Here is a 16,569-nt window from a genome sequence, read left to right on the forward strand (position 1 = left end):
GGGAGGCATGACCTGTGCACGGCAGGGCATCCGCTGGTCAGGAGGTTGATAACCATGGGTCCACTGCTTCTGGTTCTACTGCTCGCGCTGATTCTGTTCGGTGCCGGCTTCGCGCTCAAGATCCTTTGGTGGGTCGCGGTCGTGGTGCTGGTCGTCTGGCTGCTCGGCTTCGTCATGCGGGGCACGCACTCCGGCGGTCGCAACCGCTGGTACCGCTGGTAGCCACCACCGGCGCGTGAAACACGGGATCTGAGGCCCGGCGGGCAAACCGCCGGGCCTCCGCCATGCCCGGCCTCGGACCGGCACCCTCGGACCGGCACCCGCAGATCACCCCCCTCGGATCACCCCCCTCGGCCGGCGCGAGGCCGGCGAGGGGTCAGCGCGGAATCGCGTGGGTAGGGGACCGGTGTCCGGGGGCGGCGCGGGGCGCGTGACCCATGCACGCGAACCTCCAGTTCACCCGCCCCGCCCCCGGACGCCACTGCTTCCGGACACCGCCGCCCGCCGGCGTCAGCCGACCTCCGGGGTCTGCTGCTCCTGTTCCCGCAGTTGCCAGGTGCGGTGCTTCCGCCAGGCCAGGGCGCGCTGGATCTCCAGGTGGCTCAGGCCGGTGGCCTCCGCCAGCGCGTCGCGGGTCAGCGGCCCGGGGTGCAGGGCCTGGGCGCGGTCGATCTGCCCGGACCACAGCTCCTCGGCGACGAACGGGCGGACGCGGTACTCCTGGCGCAGGACGGCCAGGTGCGCGGGGGAGCAGGCGACCACCAGCCGCCTGCCGTCGCGGATCGCGGAGGAGTCCAGGACCACGCTGAGGTGGCATCCGTCGGTGAGCCGTCGGGCACAGAGGTCGCAGATGTCGGTCTCCGGAACCCGGGAGCGGTCGCTTCGCATGCCGTACTCCTGCCCCGTCCGCGCCCGCGCGCACTCGGTGTCAGCGGCGGCGCGGGGCCGGGGTGAGGGCTTCGGTGACGAGGCGGACTCCGCGGGCCAGCCGGCCGAGCTGTTCCAGCTCCACCGCGTACAGCCGGATCGTGTTCTCGATGACCGCCTCCACCACGCCCATCGTGGGCAGCTCCGCCCGGCTGGTGCACATCGCCACCTGGACCGCGCGCATCTCGTACTGGAGCTGGAGCTGGGCGTGGCGGGCGAGGAGGGCAGGGTGGCGGGTGAGGGTGGAGTAGCCGGCGTAGCGGGCCGGGAGCAGGTCGCGCAGCCAGCGGGTCGCCGTGCGCTCCCAGTCGTGGTTCCCGGGCGGCTTGACCTGGCAGGGCCAGTCCGGGCTGAGCGTGGGGAGGGTCGTCTGGGACATGCGGATCACTTCCGAGGATGCCGATCTCTGATCGAGAGGGTGTTGGCAGCCCCGGCCCAGGGGTTGACCGAGGCTGCCGTGGGTGCTCCGCAGCAAGGGAGCGCCCGGTAGTGCGAACACCCCGGGCGCGCCACGAGGAGGGAGCGCCGGCCCGGGTGTTCCGTCGGGAGGGCGGGTCTCACTCTCCAGTGGCGCCGGGTGGGCTCGGGCGCCGCTTGCAGTAAACATATATACCGTGGAGTACGCAAGGGTATGAAAAATTTCATACAGGGCGGGAAGCGGCGGTCCTCAGAGGAAGAAGCCGTGCTGATCGGCGACCTGTTCGTACGACTCCAGCCGCGCCTGCGTGCGCGCCGGATCGGCGTCGGCCATGGCCTGGAGCAGGGCCGCGGAGAGCATTCCCGGTGCGGCGTACGAGTCGAAGACCAGGCGGGAGCCGGTGCCGGCCGTCAGCACCACGTCCGCCTCGTCCACCAGCGGCCCCAGGGTGAGGTCCGTGATCAGCGCGATGCGCAGGCCCGCGCTGCGGGCGGCCCGCAGCGCGGCCAGGGTCTCCTTGGCGTGCCGGGGCATGGCGAACGCCAGCACCCAGGCGCCGCCGGCCGCCCGGGACTGCAGCAGCGCGTCGAAGGCGACGCTGCCGCCGCGGGTCACCACCCGCACGTCGGGGTGGATGCGGCGGGCCGCGTAGGCGAAGTACTCCGCCAGCGGCGCGGAGATCCGCAGGCCGAGCACGGTCAGCGGGACGGAGCGCGCCAGCTCGCGGCCGATGTCCAGCACCTGGTCGGTGTCGGCGAGCAGCCGGCGCACGTTCTCCAGGTTCTCGATCTCGGCGTCGACCGCCGCCTGCAGCTCGTTGCGCCGGACCTGCTCCCGGCTCTCCGGCGACCCCGCGACCGCGCTCAGCGCGATCGGCTGCAGGACGTCGCGCAGCGCCGGATAGCCGCTGAAGCCGAGGGACACCGCGAAGCGGGTCACGGAGGGCTGGCTGACGCCCACCCGTTCGGCCAGTTCCGTGATGGAGAGGAAGGCGGCCTCGGTGAGGTGGTCGATCAGGTACTGCGCGATGCGGCGCTGCCCGGGCGAGAGGTGGTGGCCGTTGAAGAGCGCGTGGACGCGGTCCACGGGAGCACGGTCCTGCCCGGGGGGCCGCTCCCCCGGCGGTTGCCCGCCCGGCGTGATCGCAGCCGCCTGTGCCCGTGCCTGCTGCCCCGATGGCACCGGTGCGCCTCCTCGTTCCTGCCGCTCCCGCTCAACATAGCTCACCCCCCGTCGCCGATCGGTCGCGCGAATCCGCCACGTCGGCCGCCGTCGCACAGGACGGGCCGGCCGCCCGGGAGATTCCCGGACGGCCGGCCCGTCCCTCGGTCGATGGTCCGCGGCGGTTCCGTCACCAGGCCGACGGTGCCGGCGGAGTCACCACCGGCGGACGGTCGTCGCAGGTGATGGTGTTCGGCAGCTCCCAGGGCGCGAGCCAGGGACCGGTCGTGCCGCCGCCGTCGTTGCCCCCGAGGTCGGTCAGGGAGTACTCCGATCCCGCGGGGGTGAAGTGGAACGAGCCGCAGTTGTTGACGCCGACCGCGCCGACGTTGCGGGCGTCGACGTTCTCGAACGTCGAGGAGCCCGCCGCCCGGCCGCTGACCACCGAGGTGCCCGTGCCGTCGACCCTGATGTCCTTGAAGTGGACGTTCGTGATCGAGTAGAGGTCCTTCACCGGCCAGTCGGAGACCAGCATGATCGCGTTGTAGGTGTTGTCGAGGAAGTGGTCCCCGGTCACCCGGATGTCCGCGTCGATGTTCTTCTCCAGCGCGAAGAACCAGATCGCCCCGAGCCCGATCTTCCAGTTCAGCTCGAACGTGCCGGCGCGCACCGTGGTGTTGTCGGTGATCCACAGGTGCCCGGTGAACGCCTCGGAGCCGAAGCGCGAGCCGACCTGGATCGCGCTGCCCTCGCGGATCGGGTCCGCGATGAGGTTGTTCGAGACCGTGTTGTCCGTGCCGCCGTAGATCGCGATGCCGTTGGCGAGCACCGGTGTCTGCACGGTGTTGTGGTCGAACGTGTTGTTCGCGTTCCCGGTCTTCTCCGACCACATGGCGAGGCCGTCGTCACCCGAGTTGCGGACGAAGTTGTTCGCGACGCGCGAGTGCGTGACGCCGGTGTGGAAGTTGAGGCCGTCGGCGATCTGGTCGGTGATGACGTTGTCCGTGATCCGCAGGTTCGTCATCGGTCCGTCGAACCACAGGCCCACCTTGGTGTGGTGGATGTACAGGCCGTCGACGGTCGAGTCGCTGAGCGCCCCGCCGACCCCGTTCACCTGGTCGGTGTCGACCCGCTCGCGCACGTCGCCCTCGATGGCGAAGCCCGAGAGGTGGACGTTCCTGCTGCCGCCGGCCGCCGCTTCCTTCCCGTAGAAGCCGACCCCCGTGTGGGCCGAACCCAGGTCCGCCTGGCGGCCCTTGATGATCGTGTACCAGCTGCCGGCGCCCTCGATCGTCACGTCGTCGACGATGATGTGCCGGTTCACCTGGTACGTGCCCGGCGGGATGTAGACCTTCAGGTGCGTCCGCCGCGCGAAGGCGATCGCCCGGTCGATCGCGTCGGCCGAGTCGCGCCGCCCCGACGGGTCCGCGCCGAACGCCAGCACGTTCGCGGCGACGACGGCGACGTGCGGCGCGCCCACCAGCTGGGAGTCGAGCAGGTCGATGGTGGTGGCGCTCGCCGCGGAGCCGGCGGGCGCGGTGAGCCGCACCTTGTCGCCCGCGCGGTACTTCCTGCCGAGCGGCAGGCGCTGCTCGTCGTAGAAGTGGCTCGGGCGGAACGGCGTCGCGAAGACCGGGGCGGGCGTCGTGGCGGCGGGCACGCAGCCGCACTCGGTGACCCAGTAGTCGGGGTGCAGCAGCCCGGCGTTCGGGTCGTTCGTGAACGGATACTGGTTGTAGAGCCAGGAGTACTGCGAGGTCAGGGTCGCCGTCGTCCGGTGCTTGCCGTTCACCGCGACGTCGAGCGGCGCGGTGATGCCGCCGCCGCCCGGCGCGTCCGGGATGCTGTAGCGCACGGTGATCGCGTCGGCCGCGGCCGGCAGCGTGAACTCGACGTACTGGCCCGGCGCCAGGGAGACGGCCCGCCGCCCGGAGGCCTCCGCGGGCAGCGTGTACGCGGTGCGGTCCGGGCCGATGACGGTGCCGTCGGTCACGGCGTTCTCCGCCTCCTGCTCGGCGAACCCCACGGTCGCGCCCCGGCCGGCGACGAGCGCCGGGTCGAGGGCGGCGCGCGTCACCACCGGCCCGGGACCGCTCGCGGCGGGACCCGCCGACGCCGTCCCGCCGGCCAGGAGGCTGAGCCCGACGGCCGCCGCTGTCACCGACGCGAGCGCGACCGCGGCTCTTCGGCGCGGCCGTTCCGGTCTTCCCGCCCCGGCACCTGTGCTGATCCGTGACATCGCGTGCTCGTTTCTCTCGGGAGTGAGGGCGCCTCCCTCGGAAGGGCGCGCCGGAGGCCCGCAAGGCGAAGCGATGCCATGAGGGTGAGGTGACAGTAGGACCGCGTTCCCGGCAGCACAAGGTTCCTACCGAAGAATTCCGACAACTTGCTCTCTAGATACGTCAGTCCATCAATATCTTGCGGAACCGTCTTGGTTCGTTGCAGCATCCGGGGCCGGTCCCACCGCGTAGCGCTGCGCCAGGATCCGGGACGTCTCGGCCAGCCGGGCGCGCAGCTCCGGGGGGCCGAGGACGTCGACGGCGGTGCCGAGCGCGAGGAACACGCCCTGCGCGTGGTCCAGGGACTCGATGGGCAGGACCGCGCGCGTCCAGCCGTCCGGCTCCGGGGTCCCGGTGGCGGCCAGGGCGCGGGCGGCGGCCCCGGTGAGCCGGGCCGCGGCGCCCGGGGCGAGCCGGACCAGCGCCTCGCCCCGGTGCAGACGGGCGTGGAAGTCCGCCTGGTGGCGCTGCCAGTGGGCGGCCAGGTCGAAGTCCCCCGGAGGCTCGAACTCCTCGTCGAGCACGGTTGCTTCGAGGATCTGGTCGACGCGGTAGGTGTACGGTCCCGGCCCGGCGACGACGTACCAGCGGCCCGCCTTCAGCACCAGCCCGTACGGCTCCAGCCGCCGGTCGACGTCGGTCGGCGCCTTCCAGCGGCGGTAGCGGACGTCGAGCACCCGGCTGCGCCACACCGCGTCCGCGACCGCCGGCAGGTGCGGGACCTCTTCGTCCTCCGCGTACCAGCCGGGTGCGTCCAAGTGGAACCTGGACCGCATGCGGTCGGCCTGGGCGCGCAGCTCGGGCGGGAGCGCCGCGCGCAGCTTCAGCTGGGCGCCCGCGAGGGCGGCGCCGAGCCCCAGCTCGGCGGCGGGGCCCGGGATGCCGGAGAGGAAGAGCGCCTCCGCCTCGCCCGCGCTCAGCCCGGTCAGCCGGGTGCGGTAGCCGGCGAGCAGCTGGTAGCCGCCGGCGTGCCCGGCGTCGCCGTAGAGCGGGACGCCCGCCGCGTGCAGCGCCTCCACGTCCCGGTAGACCGTCCGCACCGACACCTCCAGCTCCCGGGCGAGCTGGGCGGCGGTCATCCGGCCCCGGGTCTGGAGCAGCAGCAGGACGGAGAGCAGTCGGCTGGACTTCACTGACACAAGGTGTCAGTGAAGGGGTCCTACGGTCCAGCCATGGCTTTCCAGGAGAAACTGCTGCGGGTGCTGCCACCGGTCGAGGTGGCGGGCCGTTCCGTCAAGCGCTACCACGTCACCGCCGACCCGGCGGGGATCGAACCCGAGGTCGAGCGGGCCGCGTACGCGATCCTCCCCGAGCTGCTGCCCGAGCCGGACGGCACGCCGGGCGCCGGCTTCGTCGTCCTCCACCGGGGCGGGGACGACGGGGCGTACCTCAACGCGTACAGCTGGGCCTGGGACAACGCGCTGCACTTCGCCGGGGCCGCGGGCGGCCAGCCGGTGCTGGGCTGCCCGGACCGCGACCCCACGCACTTCGTCCGGCTGGAGCCGAAGCTGATCGGCTGCGTCTGGGAGCTGCCGCCGCTCCTGCACGAACGGGACGCCTGGGTGCGCCACATGCTCGCGCCCGACCGTCCCGACCTCGCCGCCTACCTCGCCGACTCGCACCCCGAGGGCACGACGGGAGACCGCGCGTGAACGACTTCGACTTCCTCGTCGGCAGCTGGGACGTCGCCAACCGGTGGCGGACGGACTTCCTCGACGAGAGCAGCGAGTGGGAGGAGTTCCCGGCCGTCAGCCACGCCTCGCGGCACTTCGAGGGCGGCGCGAACCTCGACGAGATCATCTTCCCGACCAAGGACTTCGCCGGGCTGACGCTGCGGCTGTACGACGCCGAGCGCGGGCAGTGGTCGCTGCACTGGGCCAGCCAGCGCACCGGGACGCTCTTCCCCCCGGTCACCGGGTCCTTCGGCGCGGACGGCGTCGGCGAGTTCTACGGCGACGACACGTACGCGGGGCGGGCGATCAGGGCGCGCTTCGTCTGGTCGGGGATCACGCGGGACTCCGCGCGCTGGGAGCAGGCGTTCTCCGTGGACGGGGAGAAGACCTGGGTGACCAACTGGATCATGGAGTTCAGCCGCCGCTGATCAGGGCGCGAACCGCGGAACGGATCCGCACGCGGGGCCGGGTCGCCGGGAACGAGGGGCCGGCGACCCGGAGTGGTGCGCGTGCGGCGTCAGCCGTTGTCGACGCCGTTGCCGGACAGGACCGGGATCTGGTCCAGGATGTGCGACAACGGCTCGTCGCCCTTGCCCTGGGTGGAGTTCTCGGTGCACTGCTGGTTCTGCGGCGAGGACAGGACGTTGATGTCCTGGACCGTGATCGGCACCAGGCCGACGAGCGAGCCGACGTTGGCCTTGGCCGGCAGGCCCACACACAGCTTGTTGAGCGTGCCCTGCACGAGGCCGATCTGCGGGCTCATCGTGCCGTCGGTGTGGGTGTCGCCGTAGTGCGACTCGGCGCCGTTGCCGTTGACGGTGCTGAAGCCCGTGTCGTCACCGATGGCCATCGCCTGCGGGGCCGAGGCGGCGCCGGCGGCCACGACGGAGGCCGCGAGGGCGGCCCCGGCCAGGAACTTCTTGATCATGATCTGTCCTTCAGGTGCGGGGATGCCCTGGGTGGGGGGCAATGGGATCAACCGCCCAGGGCGGGTTTGGTTCCGGTGCTTCATCCCATTGGCGGACGGGCCCGGACAGTGAAGTTCAGTGCCCGATGGGCAGGCCGCCGAGCAGCGCCGTTCCCTTGGCGACGCCGTTGAGCGTCGGCGTCAGGTCCTTGGTGGCGTCCGTCGCCTGGCCCAGCAGCGTGCCGGCGGTGGTGTCCGTCCTGACCTTGTCGCTGAGCTTCTTCGCCACGTCGACGACGGGGCCGACGCTGGCGTCGCCCGCCTGCGCCAGCGGCTGCGCCTGGAAGAGCTGGTCGACGCCGCCGTTGATGCTGGTCGGCATCGTCGGGGCGGCCGCGCTGTCGGCGAACGCCGGTGCGGCGGCGCCCATCGCCATCACGGAACCGGCGACGACCACGGCAACCTTGGAGTACTTCACTGTCAACCCTTTCGGTAGCGGCGCCCGGGGCGGCCGCGGGGATTGCGGCCGGGTGGGCGGCGGATGGCCCACGGCGCCGTAGCCCCCTGAACAACGACTCCGCCGCGGAACGGAAACCCCGCCGAATGAAACTTCTCAGCCGTCACCCGGAAGTGCTGCGGCGGCCCGGTGCACGCGCCAATTACCTTTCGCCGGCCCCGGAACGGAATACGGAATTCGAAGAAACGCTCTCGGGGAGCGAAATGCACGGCCTGTCCGCGGTGGGCCCCCATTCCCACCGCGTCCACAGGGCAATGCGTTCAGACCCGTGCGGTGCGCGACCGGCGGTAGAGCATCGCTCCGCTCAGCAGCAGCCCGGCGCTGACGGCTCCCGCCGTGCCCAGGTCCTCCGAGCCGGTGCGCGCGAGCTGCGCGCCCTGCGCGAGGACGGGCCGGACCGCGGCCGCGTGCTTCGGCGGTGCGGGGTGCGCGACCGGCGGTGCGGGGTGCGCGACTGGCGGGGTGACGTGCTCGACCGGCGGGGTGACGTGCGGCGACGGCGGCGGCGTGTGGCGCACCGGCGGCGGCGCGGGGTTCGACGGCGCGTCCCCGCCGCAGTCGTTGCCCATCACCGGGTTCAGCAGTCCCACCAGGTCAGCCGTGTTGCCACAGGCGTTGACCGGCGTCTCGACCTGGACCCGGCCGTTGTTGCCCGACCCCACACCGGGGGAGCCCGCCGTGGTGGCGTCGTCGTGCCGCAGGCCCGCGGGCGGCGCGGCGTGCCGCGGGGGCGAAGCGGCGTGCCGCACCGGCGCCTCGGCGTGCGCGGACGGTGGCGCGGCGTGCCGTGCGGGGGCCGGTTTGTGCCGCTGCTGCGTCGGGGCGTGCTGCTCCGCCGCCTGGGCGTGCTGCTCGTGCGACGGGGCGGACGTGTTGCCGCAGCCGTTGCCCATCGACGGGTTCAGCAGCCCGACGGGGTCCACCGAGTTGCCGCAGAGGTTCACCGGCACGGTCACCGGGACCTGGACGCTGTTGCCGGACGCGATGCCCGGCGAGTGCGACGTGTTCGTCCGGGCTTCCGCGTCCGCGTGCGCGTAGCCGCCGGTCATGGCGAGCACCCCGCCCGCCGCGGCGACGGTGATCAGACTCCTGCTCAAGGCCTGTCGCATCGACTCTCTTCCCTGCATGGGTGTGCGAAGCGCGCGAGAAGGCCTCCCGCGCGCCGGAACCGCCGCGGCCCCGGAGCACAGACGAGCGCTCCGAGGCCGCGGCGGTCGCCCTCACGGGCTGGGGACCAACGTCAGGCGTTGGTGCAGGCGTTGCCGAACGCCGGGTTGAGCAGCGCGATGACGTCGACCGTGTTGCCGCACAGGTTGACCGGGATGTGGATCGGGACCTGGATGCTGTTGCCCGACAGGACGCCCGGGGAGTTCGTCACGACGGCCTCGGCGCCGGCGTCGGCGAAGGCGGGGGCTGCGCCGCCCAGGACCATCAGGGTTCCTGCGGCGAGCGCGGCGATCTTCGAGTACTTCACGTTGGGCTCCCTTTCCGTAGGGGCATCGAGCACAGTCACGACCGTCGTGCTGCCCGGGGCAATTCCTTGCCGTCCGTGACACCGCTACCATCCGGGGTAACGACCGCCAATGCCCAAAGAAACCCCTGCTACGCATGCCCCCCGATCATCCACCCGAATGCCGTAACTACGGCTTCCGAAATTCAACCAATTTCCGCGCCGCATAAGGTTGTGGGTCTGAATTGGGGCAACGCAAAACAGCCCTGGCCGCCGGTGGGAACCGGCGGCCAGGGCCTTCGGGCAATGCGGGTCAGTTGTTGCCGGCGCCGTTGCCGGAGAGGACCGGGATCTGGTCCAGGATGTGCGACAGCGGCTCGTCGCCCTTGATCTGGGACGAGTTCTCGGTGCACTGCTGGTTCTGCGGCGAGGACAGGACGTTGATGTCCTGGACGGTGATCGGCACCAGGCCGACGAGCGAACCGACGTTCGCCTTCGCCGGGAGGGCGATGCAGGGCTTGTTCAGGGAGCCCTGGATGAGCGCGAACGACGGGCTCATGTAGCCACTGGTGTACGTGTTGCCGTAGTTCTGCACGGCCCCGTTGCCGTTGGTGGTGCTGGCACCGCCCGAGTTGCCGACGGCCATCGCGGGCGCGGCCACCGCGGCAGAGACGCCAACGACGGAGACAGCCACCGCAGCCGTGGCGAGGAACTTCTTGATCACGATGATTCCTTCTGTGCGAGATTGCCCCGGTACCGGGTCGCAGTGACCAACCGCCCCTGGTGGGTTTGGTTATGGCCCTTCACCCGAATGGTGACGACCCGGTGCCGGCCATGCGTCGTACGGTCAGCAGTCCTCGTTGACACAGGAGTTGCCGAATACCGGGTTGAGCAGTCCGATCACGGTCACGTTGTTTCCGCACAGGTTGACCGGCACGTGCACCGGAACCTGGACCTGATTTCCGGAACCGACACCGGGCGATTGCACGGCGGATCCCTCGGCACCGGCGTCCGCGAAAGCGACACCGGACGCACCGGCGACAGCGGCGCCGGCGAAAGCGGCGAGAACAGTGGCTTTGGCAAGACGGGACAAGGGAGCACCTTTTTCTGCTGGAGAACCTGCGTCGGCGTTCGCCCGGATGGGCCAACGGACGTATCAACGCATGAGTCCAGCGGAGGGTGTCTCCCCCGGAAGGTGAATCACCGGTCGTTTGTACGTCAACACGGTGACGTCAACACAGCTCCCTGATTAATCAAGGATTACCTGCCCGGCACACCCCTCGTTATAGACGGACAGACCGCTGAGGCGGCGGAGGCAGCAGGCACCACACATCCATTCTTCAGGTCGCGAAGAGAGAGAACGGCGCGCGATGCGGCAACACCAGCAGGAACCGGGCCGGCTGACGGTGCTCCACCTCGTCCAGCCGGTCGACGGCGGGGTCGCCCGCGTCGTCACCGACCTGGTGCGGGCCCAGGTACAGGACGGGATCCGGGCGGTCGTGGCCTGCCCGCCCGGCGGTGCCCTGGCCGCCGACGCGGCCGGGGCGGGCGCCGAGGTCGTGCCCTGGGCGGCCGGCCGCTCCCCCGGCCCCGGCCTGGCCGCCGAGACCGCACGCGCCCGCCGGGTGGTCCGCGAGGTGCGTCCCGACCTGCTCCACGCCCACAGCGCCAAGGCGGGGCTGGCCGGACGGCTGGCGGTGCGCGGCAGCGTCCCGACGGTGTTCCAGCCGCACGCCTGGTCCTTCGAGGCGGTCGGTGGCGCGACCGCGTACGCGGCCCTGCGCTGGGAGCGGTGGGGCGCGGGCTGGGCCACCCGGGTGCTCTGTGTCAGCGAGAGCGAGCGGCAGACGGGGGAACGTGCCGGGATCGACGCCCGCTGGGCGGTCGTCCCCAACGGCGTCGACCTCGACCGCTTCACTCCGGACGGCGGGCCGCAGGACGCGGCACACGGTCTGCGCGGCTCGCTGCCCGCCCTCTCCGACCTCGGCCCCGCCGACCGCCTGGTGGTCTGCGTGGGCCGGCTCTGCCCGCAGAAGGGCCAGGACCTGCTGCTGCGGGCCTGGCCCGAGGTCACCGCCCGGCTGCCCGGCGCCCGGCTGGTCCTGGTCGGCGAAGGCCCCGACCGCGACCGGCTGTTGCGGGGCGCCCCGGACGGGGTGCTGTTCGCCGGGGCCACCCGCGACCCCGTCCCCTGGTACCGGGCCGCCGACGTGGTGGTCCAGCCGTCCCGGTGGGAGGGGATGGCGCTCGCCCCGCTGGAGGCGATGGCGTGCGGCCGCCCCGTGGTGATGACCGACGTCGACGGCGCCCGCGAGAGCCTGCCGCCCGGCCAGGAACGGCACTGCCTGGTGCCGCCGGAGGACCCGGGCGCCCTCGCGAAGGCCCTGCTGGGCCTGCTCACCAACCCCGGCGTCTGCGCCACCACCGCCCGCCGGGCCCTCAACCACGTGCGCACGACCTACGACGTGCGGCGGACGACGGCATCGGTCGCGGACCTCTACCGCGACCTGCTCGATCCGTCGCGACCCGAGTGCAGGGAACGCATCACGAGATGACGACGGAGAGCGCAAGCGCGCCCCACCCGGCCCGGAACGTGCGGCAGACCCCGGTCGCGTCCGCCGCCGCCACCGCCCCGGTCGCGCCACCGCGGGGGCCGGTGGAAGCCGCCGTGCGGCGGCCCCACGCCCGGGTCCCCGTCCGCCACCGGGCGGTCGTCCCCCTCCTCGCCACCGACTGCCTGGCCGCCGCCGCCGTGCTGGCCGTCCGGCCGGGCTCCCCCGTCCTGCTGCTCGGCCCGCTCCTGGTGTGCCTGGCCCTGCTGCACACCTACGCCGGGCTGTACCGCACCGGCCTCGACCCGGCGGCGCTCGACGAACTGCCGGGACTGCTCGGCTGTTCGGCGCTCGCCTGGTGCGCCTCGGCCACCATCCTCGCGGCCGTCCGCCCGGCGCACTCCCCCGGCTGGCCGGTGCTGCTCACCACGATCGCCGCGACCGGCCTGCTGGCCTGCGCCGCCCGCGCGGTGGTCTACCGGTTCCAGCGCTGGTCGGCGCGCCGCCACCCGAGTTCGACGCTGCTGATCGGCGCGGGTCCGGTCGTCCGGGACGTGGCCGAGGTGCTGTACGAGCACCCCGAGTACGGCATGCGGCCGGTCGGGGTGGTGCTGCCGTACGACACGCCGGGCGCGGACTCGCCGCTGCCGGTGCTCCGTTCCGTCGGCGACATCCACCGGGCGATCATCCAGAACTCCGTGCGCTACGCCGTCTTCGCCGGGGCGCCCGCGGGCAACCCGGCGGCCGCGAACCTGGTCCGGCTGCTCGCCGCCCGCGGCTGCTGCCTGTGGCAGGTCACGTCGGGGCCCGGTTCCAGGACCGCGGGCCGGCCGTCCGCCGGCCACCTGTGGGGCTTCGCCTGCGCCCGCCTCGACCCCTACCCGCGCCCCGGCGCGGGGCTGCTGGCCAAGCGGGCCCTGGACGCCCTGCTCGCGTTCCTCGCACTGCTCCCCGCGGCCCCGATCCTGGCGCTCAGCGCGCTGGCCGTCCGGCTGTCCGACGGCCCGGGGGTGCTCTTCCGGCAGGAGCGCGTCGGGCTGGACGGCCGCCCGTTCACCCTGCTGAAGTTCCGCACCCTGCGGCCCAGCGACGAGCGGGAGTCGGCCACCCGGTGGAACGTCTCGCACGACCGGCGGATGAGCTCCGTCGGCCACTTCCTGCGCCGCACCTCGCTGGACGAGCTGCCGCAGCTGTGGAACGTCCTGCGCGGTGACATGAGCCTGGTCGGACCCCGGCCGGAACGGCCCTACTTCGTCCACCAGTTCGCGCAGACCTACCCCGGATACAAGGACCGGCACCGGATGCCCGTGGGGATCACGGGGCTCGCGCAGATCCACGGGCTGCGCGGCGACACCTCCATCGAGGACCGGGCCCGCTTCGACAACCACTACATCGAGAGCTGGTCGCTGTGGCAGGACGTCCGCATCCTGCTGCGCACCGCGACGGCCCTCTTCCGGTTCGGGGGGAGCTGAGCGTGGCCGTCCTCCCGGACACCGCCCCCCGCCCCGTACGGCACGCGACTGCCGTCCGTCCGCCGGCCGTCCGCGGCGCCCGGTGGGCCTGGCTGGCGCCGCTGCTGCCCGCGGTGGCCACCGTCCTGCTGCTCGCGGCCCCCATCGGCGCGGGCGACGTGAGCGCCTCCGGGAAGATGACCCCCGCCGACGCGGCCTCCGGGATCATGGTCGCGTTCTGCGCGCTGCGGGCGCTGCGCGCGCGGACGCGCCCGCTGACCGCGGCGGCCGCCCTGGTCCTGGGCGCGCCCGTCATCGCCATCGCGGTGGCGGCGGTCTCCGCCGCGGACCCGGCCGAGGGCGTCGCCGGATTCGTGCGCTATCTGCAGGTCTTCGTCCTCGTGCCGACCTCGCTGGTGCTCCTGCTGCGCACCCGGCGGGACTTCCTGGTGGTGGCCGGCTCCGTCGTCCTGCTCGCCCTGGTGCAGGGCGCGATCGGGGTCCACCAGTACGCGACCGGCACCGGTGCCTCGTACGTCGGCGAGAACATCCGCGCCGTCGGCACGTTCGGGCCCTCGGACGTGATGGGCATGGCGACGGTGGTCGCCTACGGGCTGGTGATCGCCGTCGGGGTGGCCCTCGCACCGGCCGCGCCCGGCTCCCCCCGCCTGCTGCGGCCCCTCGCGCTGGGCTGCGCGGCGGCGCTCTCCGTCCCGCTGGTGCTGTCCTTCAGCCGCGGCACCTGGATCGCCACCGTGCTGGCGTGCGCGGTGATGACCGTGCTGGCCGGGTGGCGGCAGGCGGTGCGGATCCTCGCGGTGACGGCCGCCGCGGGCGTGGTGCTGGTCGGCGGCGCCGGAGTGGGCTCGCAGCTGATCAGCGACCGGGTCGCCAGCATCACCCAGGTGACCGACGCGCCCGACTCGTCGGTCACCGACCGGTACGGTCTGTGGGCCGCCGCGACCGGGATGTGGCGCGAGCGGCCGGCCACCGGCGTCGGCCTCAAGGGCTTCCCCGCCCACCGCGACGGCCACGCCGCGCTCAACGTGTCCTCCGGCAGCGACACCGACGGCGCGGGCCAGAGTTTCGTGCGCGAACCCCTGCTGTCGCCGCACAACATGTACCTGCTCATCCTCAGCGAGCAGGGGCTGATCGGGATCACCCTGATCGTCGGCAGCTGGGCGGCGCTGCTCGTCGCCGGGCTGAGCCGGCTGGCCGGGGCCCGCCGTGCGGGCCGCGGCGCCGAGTGCGGGCTGATCGCGACCGGGCTGCTGCTCTGGCAGTGCGTCGACTTCCTGTACGCGGACATCGGCGGTCCCTCGACCGTGCTGACCGCCATGCTCTTCGGCCTGGCCGCCGCCTGGGCGCTGCGCCCGGCGGAGGCCGCGGGCGGGCCGGAGGCGGCCCGATGACGGACACCACCGCGCCGCCGGAGCCCCCGCCGCCGCCACTGAGGTCCGCCGCCGTCCCGGCTGCCTCCGCCGTCCCGGCGCCCTCCAGCGTCCCGGCCCCCTCCACCGCGCCGGACGGCGGCGGACCGGCGCGGGAGCCGTTGGTGAAGCCGGTGACGGAGCCGGTCGCGGAGCAGCCGCAACCGTCCGGCCTGGGGCGGGTGCTGGCGCGGGCCGCGGCCGTCACCGCCGCGCTCACCGCGCTCGGCTCGCTGCTGGGGCTGGTCCGCGACCAGACGATCGCCCACCTCTTCGGCGCGGGGCCCGCCACCGACGCCTTCCTGGTCGCCTGGACCGTCCCGGAGCTCTCCTCCACCGTCCTCATCGAGGACGCGATGGCCCTGCTGCTGATCCCGGCGTTCAGCCTGGCACTCGCCCGGCGCGGTGCCGGGCCGGACCACGGGCCCGACCCCGTCCGGGCGCTGCTGGCGGCCACGCTGCCCCGGCTGCTGCTCGCCCTGGGCGCCGCGATGGTGCTGCTCGAAGTGGGCGCGCCCGCTGTCGTCGGCGTCCTCGCGCCCGGCCTGCGGGACCCCGCCCTCGCGGTCGACTGCACCCGGCTGACCGCCGCCACCGTCCTGACGTTCGGCCTCACCGGCTACTTCAGCGCCGCGCTGCGCGCCCACCGCCGGTTCGTCCCGCCGGCGGCCGTCTACGTCGTCTACAACCTCGGCATCATCGCCACCCTGCTGCTGCTCCACGCCCGCTGGGGGGTGCGCGCCGCCGCCGCGGGGGTCGCGGTCGGCGGCCTGCTGATGGTGCTCGTCCAGCTCCCCTCGTTCCTGCGCAGGCTGCCGCCACGAGGCGGCAGGAGCGGCCGGGGCAGCCGGGGCACGGCGGCCGCCGTGCGGGGGGCGGCGGGTCCCGCGCCGCTCGGGATCGCCCTGCTGGCGCCCGTCATCGTCTTCAGCCTCTGCCGCCAGGCGCAGGTGCTGGTGGAACGCTTCCTCGCCGCGCCGCTGCCCGCGGGCGCCATCTCGCACCTGAACTACGCGCAGAAGATCGCCCAACTCCCGATGGTGCTCTCCCTGATGATCGTCACGGTCACCTTCCCGGTGGTCGCGCGGGCGCTCGCCGACGGCGAGACGGACCGGGCCCGGCAGCGGGTGGAGCGCGACCTGACACTGGCCGCCATGGTGGTGCTGCTCGGCACCGCCTTCGTCATCGGCTGCGCGCCGCAGATCGTGCAACTGCTCTTCCAGCGCGGCGCCTTCGACGCGGCGGACACCGCCGCGACCGCGTCCGTCATGCGGGTCTACGCGCTGGGCCTGCTCGGCCAGAGCATGGTCGGTGCCCTGGTCCGGCCGTTCTTCTCGGCGGCGCGGCCGATCTGGTACCCGGCCGCCGCCATGGGCGCGGGGCTGCTGATCACCGTCGTCGCGGGGGCCGTCACCGTCGGGTACTGGGGCGCCCAGGGCATCGCCGGCGCCAACGCGCTCGGCATCACGGCCACCGCCGTGCTGCTGCTGCGCGGCCTCGGCACGCGGGTGATCGCCATCAGGGCCCGCACGGTCGCGGCCGCGCTCGGCCGGCTCGCCGTAGCCGCCGCGGCCGCGTGCGCGGCCGGCTGGGTGACCGCGCGCCTGCTGCCCGGCCCGCTGCCCTCCCTCGCCGCCTGCTGTCTCGTGGTGCCGGCCGTCGCCACCGCGACCGCCGCCGCCGTCCGGGTGCCGGAAATCCCGCATCTGCTCGCCACCGTGAAACGGAAGCTGCCCCATGCCCGCTGACACCGCACCCGTCCGAGCCCCCGCGCGCCGCCCGGCCGCCCGCGACACCCTGTCCA

General features: G+C 73.3%; 18 protein-coding genes. 7 read left to right on the top strand and 11 right to left on the bottom strand.

The window, feature by feature from the left end; genetic code table 11:
* Positions 1–54 precede the first annotated feature (54 nt).
* Positions 55–222: a hydrophobic protein gene (locus tag ABZ721_RS29905; RefSeq protein ID WP_269274751.1), complete on the top strand. Its 168-nt coding sequence runs from the start codon at positions 55–57 to the stop codon at positions 220–222.
* A gap of 288 nt (positions 223–510) precedes the next feature.
* Here ABZ721_RS29905 and ABZ721_RS29910 read toward each other — a convergent pair whose 3' ends face one another.
* From ABZ721_RS29910 to ABZ721_RS29930, 5 genes are all read right to left on the bottom strand, one after another.
* Positions 511–888: a hypothetical protein gene (locus ABZ721_RS29910; RefSeq protein ID WP_358791872.1), complete on the bottom strand. Its 378-nt coding sequence runs from the start codon at positions 886–888 to the stop codon at positions 511–513.
* Positions 889–928: 40 nt separating this feature from the next.
* Positions 929–1,306 (bottom strand): hypothetical protein, encoded by a 378-nt coding sequence (locus ABZ721_RS29915; protein ID WP_358791873.1) that lies wholly within the window; start codon positions 1,304–1,306, stop codon positions 929–931.
* 288 nt (positions 1,307–1,594) lie between these two features.
* Positions 1,595–2,527 (bottom strand): MurR/RpiR family transcriptional regulator, encoded by a 933-nt coding sequence (locus ABZ721_RS29920; RefSeq protein ID WP_358791874.1) that lies wholly within the window; start codon positions 2,525–2,527, stop codon positions 1,595–1,597.
* A 169-nt stretch (positions 2,528–2,696) separates the two neighbouring features.
* The gene (locus ABZ721_RS29925; protein ID WP_358791875.1) at positions 2,697–4,745 is read right to left on the bottom strand and encodes a glycosyl hydrolase family 28-related protein; all 2,049 of its coding nucleotides are present in this window, start codon (positions 4,743–4,745) and stop codon (positions 2,697–2,699) included.
* Between the two features lie 171 nt (positions 4,746–4,916).
* Positions 4,917–5,918, bottom strand: a complete 1,002-nt coding sequence (locus ABZ721_RS29930) for a WYL domain-containing protein (protein ID WP_358791876.1) — start codon at positions 5,916–5,918, stop codon at positions 4,917–4,919.
* Positions 5,919–5,957: 39 nt separating this feature from the next.
* On the opposite strand from ABZ721_RS29930, the gene ABZ721_RS29935 reads away from it, so the two are divergent.
* Both ABZ721_RS29935 and ABZ721_RS29940 read left to right on the top strand, forming a co-directional pair.
* Positions 5,958–6,437, top strand: coding sequence for a hypothetical protein (locus ABZ721_RS29935; protein ID WP_358791877.1), 480 nt, complete (start codon positions 5,958–5,960; stop codon positions 6,435–6,437).
* Positions 6,434–6,886 (top strand): hypothetical protein, encoded by a 453-nt coding sequence (locus ABZ721_RS29940; protein ID WP_358791878.1) that lies wholly within the window; start codon positions 6,434–6,436, stop codon positions 6,884–6,886. The genes ABZ721_RS29935 and ABZ721_RS29940 overlap by 4 nt, the downstream gene beginning before the upstream one ends.
* 89 nt (positions 6,887–6,975) lie before the next feature.
* On the opposite strand, the gene ABZ721_RS29945 is transcribed toward ABZ721_RS29940, so the two are convergent.
* The 6 genes from ABZ721_RS29945 to ABZ721_RS29970 all read right to left on the bottom strand — a co-directional run bounded on the left by ABZ721_RS29945 (position 6,976) and on the right by ABZ721_RS29970 (position 10,425).
* The gene (locus tag ABZ721_RS29945) at positions 6,976–7,386 is read right to left on the bottom strand and encodes a rodlin (RefSeq protein ID WP_358791879.1); all 411 of its coding nucleotides are present in this window, start codon (positions 7,384–7,386) and stop codon (positions 6,976–6,978) included.
* Positions 7,387–7,501: 115 nt separating this feature from the next.
* Positions 7,502–7,843 (bottom strand): hypothetical protein, encoded by a 342-nt coding sequence (locus tag ABZ721_RS29950; RefSeq protein WP_358791880.1) that lies wholly within the window; start codon positions 7,841–7,843, stop codon positions 7,502–7,504.
* 299 nt (positions 7,844–8,142) lie between these two features.
* Positions 8,143–8,991: a chaplin gene (locus tag ABZ721_RS29955; RefSeq protein ID WP_358791881.1), complete on the bottom strand. Its 849-nt coding sequence runs from the start codon at positions 8,989–8,991 to the stop codon at positions 8,143–8,145.
* A 131-nt stretch (positions 8,992–9,122) separates the two neighbouring features.
* Positions 9,123–9,356, bottom strand: coding sequence for a chaplin (locus tag ABZ721_RS29960; RefSeq protein WP_358791882.1), 234 nt, complete (start codon positions 9,354–9,356; stop codon positions 9,123–9,125).
* A 289-nt stretch (positions 9,357–9,645) separates the two neighbouring features.
* A complete protein-coding gene (locus ABZ721_RS29965) occupies positions 9,646–10,056 on the bottom strand; it encodes a rodlin (protein WP_358791883.1) in 411 nt (136 codons plus the stop codon).
* Positions 10,057–10,179: 123 nt separating this feature from the next.
* Positions 10,180–10,425 carry a chaplin gene (locus ABZ721_RS29970; protein WP_358791884.1) on the bottom strand — a complete coding sequence of 82 codons (246 nt, stop codon included), beginning with the start codon at positions 10,423–10,425 and terminating at the stop codon, positions 10,180–10,182.
* 277 nt (positions 10,426–10,702) lie between these two features.
* Between ABZ721_RS29970 and ABZ721_RS29975 the strand changes: the two genes are divergently transcribed.
* The 4 genes from ABZ721_RS29975 to ABZ721_RS29990 all read left to right on the top strand — a co-directional run bounded on the left by ABZ721_RS29975 (position 10,703) and on the right by ABZ721_RS29990 (position 16,513).
* Positions 10,703–11,887: a glycosyltransferase family 4 protein gene (locus ABZ721_RS29975; RefSeq protein ID WP_358791885.1), complete on the top strand. Its 1,185-nt coding sequence runs from the start codon at positions 10,703–10,705 to the stop codon at positions 11,885–11,887.
* Complete coding sequence (locus ABZ721_RS29980; RefSeq protein WP_358791886.1) at positions 11,884–13,356, top strand: sugar transferase; 1,473 nt, start codon at positions 11,884–11,886, stop codon at positions 13,354–13,356. The genes ABZ721_RS29975 and ABZ721_RS29980 overlap by 4 nt, the downstream gene beginning before the upstream one ends.
* Positions 13,357–13,448: 92 nt before the next feature.
* Positions 13,449–14,747, top strand: a complete 1,299-nt coding sequence (locus ABZ721_RS29985; protein ID WP_358791928.1) for an O-antigen ligase family protein — start codon at positions 13,449–13,451, stop codon at positions 14,745–14,747.
* Complete coding sequence (locus ABZ721_RS29990; protein WP_358791887.1) at positions 14,744–16,513, top strand: lipid II flippase MurJ; 1,770 nt, start codon at positions 14,744–14,746, stop codon at positions 16,511–16,513. The genes ABZ721_RS29985 and ABZ721_RS29990 overlap by 4 nt, the downstream gene beginning before the upstream one ends.
* Positions 16,514–16,569: the final 56 nt, after the last annotated feature.

It is taken from the genome of Streptomyces sp. NPDC006733, from assembly GCF_040636125.1.
Taxonomy (GTDB): Bacteria; Actinomycetota; Actinomycetes; order Streptomycetales; family Streptomycetaceae; genus Actinacidiphila.